Raw genomic sequence first — 6,702 nt, forward strand, 5'->3', positions numbered from 1 at the left:
CCGACGCCGACGCCGACGCCGACGCCGACGCCGACGCCGACGCCGACGCCGACGCACGGCAGACGGAGGAGGCGGCGCCACCCGCGTCCGCCCACCGCCGCTTCCCCCTGCGCGCACTGCCCTCGCTGCCGCCCCTGCGCTACGCCGCGTGGCTGTCACCGCTCGTGCTGCTCGCCGCAACGCTCGCGTTCGTGCCGAGCTACTCGGGCAAGGACCGCGTCAACTACTTCCCGCCCGGCGAGGTGGCGCTCGTGCGGCAGCTCTTCGACCAGGCGCCCGATGATTCCCTGGTCGTCGCCGCCAACCGCAACTACCCGCTCGCCTACGAGCAGTACTGGCGGGTCGACCACTACTGGTTCCTTGAGGACACCCGGACCCACGTCGACGACATCGTGCGCGACCCGGCCGCCGTCCTCGCCCGCGACATGGCCGGCGTGGAAGCACCGGCCCGCGCCTACTTCCTGCTCACCCAGGGACAGGTGGCCAACTCCGAGATGAACGGACAGCTGAACACGGGCCAGTTGAGACGCGTCCGGGAGTCCGTCGCGGACTCGCCGCGCTTCGAGCGCGTCGCGGAGAACAGCGCGGGCGTGCTCTACGTCCTGAAACCGGCGAGCTGAGGAGGGCACCCACCATGACACCGCAGGACCTCGTGATCCGTATGCTGCCCCCGTTCGCCGGCTGGCTGGCGCTCGCCGCGCTCGCCCTGCCCGGCGGCTCCCCGCTGCGCGGCGCGGCCGTCGCCGTCTTCCTGGCCGTCGGCCCCGGCGCCGCCCTGGTCAGAATCTGCGGGCCCGCGCTCCGGGCCCGCCGTGCCGAGGCCCCGGCCGAGCGCCGGGACGCCGCCTTCGAACGCCACTCCGACCTGCTGGAACAGCTGATGCTGGCCGTCCTGCTGAGCGTGAGCGCCGCGATGCTCGTCGCCACGGTGCTGATCGCCGCGCACGCCCTCAGCGGGGACCGCGTCCTGCTGACGCTCACCCTGCTGACCACCCTCGCCGCCTTCTGCCCGAGCCTGCGTGCCCTGCCGGCACCCAGGACGGCGCCGGGCGCCGCGCCACCGACACGGAAGGGTTCCACTCTGTGAGGTTCGCCCGTCCCGCTCGCCGCACGAACGCGGACTCGACGACCGGACAGCACCGCCGACCGACGCACCCCAAGCACCCCACGCACCCCGCGCCCCCTGGCAGGCGCCGCCTGCTGATCACATCCGTCACCGCCACCTGCGCGGTCCTGGTCGCGGTGCTCGCCCTGCGCGACGCCTCGGGACCCGCGGACCCGGCCGACGACCCGAGGTGCCGCCCCACGGCCCTCCTCGAACCGCCCTGCGGCGCCTGGTTCGGCGCCTTCGTGCCGCACGACAAGTCCGACCTGGCCGCGAAGGTCCGGGAGTACGAGAAGAACGTCGGCCGCGGCCTCGACATCGTGTACACGTACCACGACATGTCCGCCGTCACTAAGACCCGCCTGGAGGGCCAGCTCCTCACCGAGCAGGAACAGCGCGTCGGCGAGGACCGCATGCTGCTGCTGTCCTGGGAGAGCAAGTGGTGGGGCGGCACCAAGGGGCAGCAGCCCACCTGGAAGCAGATCGCCGCCGGCGAGCTGGACGAGTCCGTGATCGACGTCCAGGCGCGGCGCGTCAAGGAGTACGGGCAGCGCACGGGCAAGAAGGTGTTCCTCTCCTTCGACCTGGAGATGGACACCCGCACCCCGGACAACGGCACCCCGGCCGACTACGTCCGCGCCTACCGGCACATCCACGACCGGTTCCGCGAACTGGGCGTCGACAACGTGGTGTGGACCTGGATCGTCACCGGCTACCTGAACCACGGCGACCTGTTCGAGCGGATGTACCCGGGCGACGACTACGTCGACTGGATCGGCTACAACCAGTACAACTACTACCTCTGCCACAAGACCGGCTGGCTGAGCTTCGCGCAGACGCAGTACGCCACCCACGACTGGATCCGCGCCAACATCTCCGACGACAAGCCCCTGATGCTCTCGGAGTTCGGCAGCGCCTCCGACCCGAAGCGGCCTGACCGGCAGGCGGACTGGTACGCGCAGGTGCCCCGGGTGCTCAAGGACCTGGAGGGCGTCAAGGCCGCCCTCCAGTGGAACTACCGCGACCCGGGACCGCACTGCAACTTGGCCGTGGCGAACGACCAGGCGTGGGCCAGCCTGCGGGAGGTGGCCGCCGACCCGCACCTCAACCAGCCGCACGACTGACCGCCACCCCGCCGGACAGGCCCTAACCCGCGAACTCGGGCCCCCGCAGCACCGCCCGCCCCCGCCGGTACCAGCGCCACGCGACGGTCTTCGGGCCGTCGCGGTAGGGGGCGACGCGGGCGCCGCCGCCCGCCAGCCAGGACTCGACGTGGGCGACCGTGTGGCTCCGCCGCACGATCAGCCGGGCGATGCGGAACCGCTCGTCGCGGTCCGAGCTGAGCGCGTGCCGCACGGCGGTCGCCGTCTCGTACCCGGCACGGGCCGACGACGCCCGCACCTTCGCGCTGTTGTAGCCGTGCGGGTAGGCGAGGTGGCGGACCGGATGCCCGAGGGCGTCCTCCAGGACCGCCTTGGACTCGCGGAGTTCGTGCGCCAGGGCCTTGCCGGACAGGGTGTCGAGCTGGGCGTGCGTGACGGTGTGGCTGCCGATCTCCATGCCGGAACGTTCCATCCCGGCCACCGCGTCCAGCGTCATCATCGGGGCGGGCGGCAGCAGACTGCGACCGCCCGGCGCGATTGCCCCGGTGGTGAGATAGGCGGTGGCGGGCAGCGCCCGCTCGGCCAGCGCCTCGGCGGTGGGCCCGGGCAGGTCGGCGAAGCCGTCGTCGAAGGTGAGCAGCACCGGCCGGGGCGGCAGGGGCGCCCGCCCGGCGAGATGGTCGGCGAGCACACTGATCGTGACGGGCGTCATGCCGCTGTCGACGATCGCGTCCAGCTGGGCCGCGAACGCCTTCGGCGTGACGGTGAACTCGGCGATCCACGCGGGCGGGTCCTCCATCACCGCGTGGTACAGGAACACGGGTATGTGCCCGCCGCCCGGCGCCGGGACGCCCTCACGCGACCCGCCCGCTCCCGGTGAGCCGGCCCCGGCCCCGCTCACCGCGCCTCCACCCCGGCCGCACGCAGCGCGCGCCGGGCGCGCAGATAGCCGACGGGGCCGTACAGCATGCCCCGGCGCTGCAACCGCGCCAGGCGCCGCGGCCAGGGATGCGTACGGGAGTCGTGCCCGCCCGGCGCCCCCACCGCGCCCGCGCCCTCGCCCTCGCCCTCGCCCTCGCCCGTGGCGCGTACGGCGGTCAGGCCCCGCGCGTGTGCCAGCCCGCCCGGCACCCGGGCGAGGAGGGCAGGCAGCAGCGCGGGCCGGTTCACCAGGATCGCCGTGAGGTACGCGGTGAGGCCGGCGCCGTAGCCGTACGCCTGTGTCTCCAGGTCGCGCCAGGTCTCCCGGTGGTGGTGCCAGACCAGCGCCCGGGGCGTGTAGCGCAGCCGCTGCCCGTGGGCGAGGACGCGGACGAACCCGTAGAGGTCGTCGCCGCCCCGCGCGCGGGTGCCTGCGCCGGTCGCCGGGTCGAAGCCGCCGACCGTCCGCAGCACCGCCGTACGGAAGGCCATGCTGGCGCCCGAGCCGAACCGGCCCGCGGTGAACGGGAACAGCGGCTCGTCGGCGGGCGGGTGCTCCGGGTCGTACGTCCGCGGGACGAACCCCTTCGCGAAGCCGCCGTGGCTCTCCAGGAGCACCTGGGCGGGGGTGCGCAGCCGCGCGGGCAGGATCAGGCCCGTGGCACAGCCGAGGCGCGGGTCGGCGGCGAACGGCGCGGTCAGTTCGGTGAGCCAGCGCCGGTCGGCGACCACGTCGTCGTCGGTGAAGGCGACCACCTCGCCCCGGACGACCGCGAGGCCCCGGTTGTGCGCGACGGCGAGTCCGGGGGCGGGCTCGCACACGTACCGCACCCGCTCGCCGTACTTCCGCTCGACCAGTTCCCGGGTCTCGCCGGTCACCGGCGCGTTGTCGACGACGACGATCTCGAAGTCCGGGTGGTCCTGTGCGAGCAGCGAGTCGAGGGCGCGGGCGAGCTGGTCCGCGCGTTCCCGGGTGGCGACCACGACACTGGCGGCCGGCGGCGCCGGGAGCGGCTCGGGCGGCGCCCCCGGGGGCAGTTCCCGCGCGAGCCCGGCCAGCACCCGCGTGGGGTCCGCGCCCTCGGGGACCTGCCCGAGCAGCGTGCCCACGGGCAGACCCGCCCGCCTGACCAGGACGAACACCGCGCCGGACGTCACCGGCGGGCTCCCCGGGCCCGGTCTCAGCACCGCATCCTCCGCCTCGCCCTCCTCCTCCGCCGCGGTGCCGTCGCCGAGGTCCAGCTCGGCGACCTGCACCGCCCCGATGCGCAGGAAGTCGTCGATCTCCCGCCGTGTCTCCTGCCGTGCCTTCCGCAATGTCTCCTGCCGCGCACGCCGCACACCGGCCATGCGCCCACCCCCTCGTGGTTGACCTCGTCAGGAGCGGCGCAGCCGGGCCGCGCCCCTCAACGTCCGTACCGCAAGCGACGCCAGCCGGGGCCGGTCGCGCACGAAGCCGTGCGCGCGGCGGGCCGGTTCGCGGCCGAGCCAGTGCAGGGCGGCGCCCGCCCCCGGACGCGTCGCCGCCCCCTCGTACACCGGCAGTTCCCCGGTCTTCAGCGAGTCCTTGTACTCCGCCGGGCCCCGCCCCATGTCCAGCAGCCCGATGCCCTCGGAGGCCGCGGCCTCCGCCATCCGCAGGTGCAGGACGAGCCCCGGCGAGTACTTGGCGAAGTCCGGGTCGTACGCCGGGAACCAGCACGCCAGGACCGTCGCCGAACGCAGCCCGAAGTGGGCGGCGACCGGCCGGCCGCCCGCGTAGAGCACGGACAGGGTGCCCCCGCACTCCGGCGCGCGCGTCTGAGCGAGCCGGGCGACGAGCCGGCTGATCCACTCCTGGGCGAACCGGTCCCGGCGTCCCGTCCTGCGGTACTGCGCCGACTTCCACTCCATGAGCGTGCGCAGCGCGGCCGGCTCACGCTCGTCGAACACGAAGCGCACGTCGCCGGCCTGGCGGCCCAGCCTGCGCTCCTTGGCGAGCGTGGTCTTCAGGAACTTCGGCGACTGGGTGCGCAGTACGTTCTCGAACGCCTCGTAGCCCTTCTCCACGTCGATGACGTAGGTGGTGTGCTCCTCGGCGGCGTAGGGCACGAACAGCCCCTGCTCGGCCTCCAGGTTGTCGAAGGCGAAGCTCGACAGCGAGCAGGCCCGCAGCAGTGCGCGGGGGTTTGGGGCGAGGCCCGGGCGCAGCACCGCGCCCTGGCAGTCCGACACCCCGAGCCCGATCGCCCGGCCCTGGCCCAGCGGTCCGCGTTCGTGCGGCAGGAATCCGGCCGCCTCGCCGCCGTCGTACAACACCGCCACCCGCGCCCGCGGCCGTACCCGGCCCACGGCGTCGGTGAACTCCGGTTCCATGAACGGGTTGCGCGGCGCCGTCGACTTGGCGCGCAGCTCCCGCCAGTGCTCCCGTTCCCCCTCGCCCAGCTCCTGTGGCCTGAGCACACGTACGCGTCCGCTGTTCAACCCGACCCCCCGATCAAGTCCCCCCTGGACAACAGGAAGGTACCCCGGGGGCCGCCCGGGGGGTAGGTAGCAGACCATGTTGTTGCCAACCGGTGCACAGGCCCTTAACCGGCTTTAGCCGATGATGTGCCAGGTTTCGGACATGTTCGTGCGTCGTCGTGCGCGTTCGAACGTACTCGCCGCGTCCTCGTTCGGAAGTGGTCGCGGGTGAGTCGGACCGGTGTCGCGTCCGTATTCTCTGATCATGGACCGCACCGCATACTCACTCGTCGCCACCGACCTCGACGGCACGCTGCTCCGCGGCGACGACACCGTCTCCGAACGGTCGCTGGCCGCGCTGGCGCGGGTGGCCGAGGCGGGTGCGCGGCATCTGGTGGTGACGGGGCGCCCGGCACCCCGGGTGCGGCCCCTGCTCGGCCGCCTCGGGTGCACGGGGCTCGCGGTGTGCGGGCAGGGCGCGCAGGTGTACGACGCCGGCGCGCACCGGATGCTGTGGTCGGTCACCCTGGACCGGGAGCTGGCGGAGACCGCGCTCGGCAAGATCGAGGCCGAGGTGGGCCAGGTGTACGCCGCGGTCGACCAGGACGGCGTCGACGGCCTGACGCTCATCGAGCCCGGGTACCTGATGCCCCACCCCACGCTGCCCGCGGTGCGGGTGGAGCGGCGCGACCAGCTGTGGCGCACCCCGATCAGCAAGGTGCTGCTGCGCCACCCCGACCTGAGCGACGACGAGTTGGCGTCGACCGCGCGCGCGGTGGTCGGCTCCCTCGCGACGGTCACCATGTCGGGGCCCGGCACGGTGGAGCTCCAGCCGTGCGGCATCACCAAGGCGACCGGCCTGGCGCTGGCGGCCGAACACCTGGGGGTGGGCCGGCGACGCACGATCGCCTTCGGCGACATGCCCAACGACATCCCCATGTTCGACTGGGCGGCCCACGGCGTCGCCATGGCCGGCGCCCACCCCGAACTCAAGGCGGTGGCCGACGAGGTCACCACGACGAACGAGGGCGGCGGGGGGGGGCGCGGGCCCCCCACGGGGGTGAGTTAAGCACCCGCGCGCGCCCGGGGGGCCCCGCGCCGAGGGGTGTGGAGCCCGGCTGGGGGGCGCGC

6 protein-coding genes and 1 pseudogene are annotated in these 6,702 nt (G+C 74.0%); 4 read left to right on the top strand and 3 right to left on the bottom strand.

What is annotated here, in order from left to right:
* The 3 genes and pseudogenes from ACFWR9_RS41255 to ACFWR9_RS41265 form a co-directional block, all read left to right on the top strand.
* A pseudogene (locus tag ACFWR9_RS41255) lies at positions 1-620 on the top strand (hypothetical protein); the annotation flags it as partial.
* A gap of 14 nt (positions 621-634) precedes the next feature.
* On the top strand, positions 635-1,087 hold the full coding sequence (locus tag ACFWR9_RS41260) for a hypothetical protein (RefSeq protein ID WP_383852417.1): 453 nt from the start codon (positions 635-637) through the stop codon (positions 1,085-1,087).
* Complete coding sequence (locus tag ACFWR9_RS41265; RefSeq protein WP_383852419.1) at positions 1,084-2,229, top strand: glycosyl hydrolase; 1,146 nt, start codon at positions 1,084-1,086, stop codon at positions 2,227-2,229. The genes ACFWR9_RS41260 and ACFWR9_RS41265 overlap by 4 nt, the downstream gene beginning before the upstream one ends.
* 22 nt (positions 2,230-2,251) lie before the next feature.
* On the opposite strand, the gene ACFWR9_RS41270 is transcribed toward ACFWR9_RS41265, so the two are convergent.
* The 3 genes from ACFWR9_RS41270 to ACFWR9_RS41280 form a co-directional block, all read right to left on the bottom strand.
* Positions 2,252-3,007, bottom strand: a complete 756-nt coding sequence (locus tag ACFWR9_RS41270) for a polysaccharide deacetylase family protein (protein ID WP_383852440.1) — start codon at positions 3,005-3,007, stop codon at positions 2,252-2,254.
* Between the two features lie 98 nt (positions 3,008-3,105).
* Entirely contained in the window at positions 3,106-4,479 is a 1,374-nt protein-coding gene (locus tag ACFWR9_RS41275; RefSeq protein WP_383852422.1) for a glycosyltransferase, read from the bottom strand.
* Positions 4,480-4,506: 27 nt separating this feature from the next.
* Positions 4,507-5,571 carry a GNAT family N-acetyltransferase gene (locus ACFWR9_RS41280; RefSeq protein WP_383852424.1) on the bottom strand — a complete coding sequence of 355 codons (1,065 nt, stop codon included), beginning with the start codon at positions 5,569-5,571 and terminating at the stop codon, positions 4,507-4,509.
* A 265-nt stretch (positions 5,572-5,836) separates the two neighbouring features.
* Here ACFWR9_RS41280 and ACFWR9_RS41285 point away from each other — a divergent pair, with 265 nt between their 5' ends.
* The gene (locus tag ACFWR9_RS41285) at positions 5,837-6,640 is read left to right on the top strand and encodes an HAD family hydrolase (protein ID WP_383852426.1); all 804 of its coding nucleotides are present in this window, start codon (positions 5,837-5,839) and stop codon (positions 6,638-6,640) included.
* The last annotated feature ends 62 nt before the right edge of the window (positions 6,641-6,702 follow it).

This window comes from Streptomyces sp. NPDC058534 (assembly GCF_042717365.1).
Taxonomy (GTDB): Bacteria; Actinomycetota; Actinomycetes; order Streptomycetales; family Streptomycetaceae; genus Streptomyces.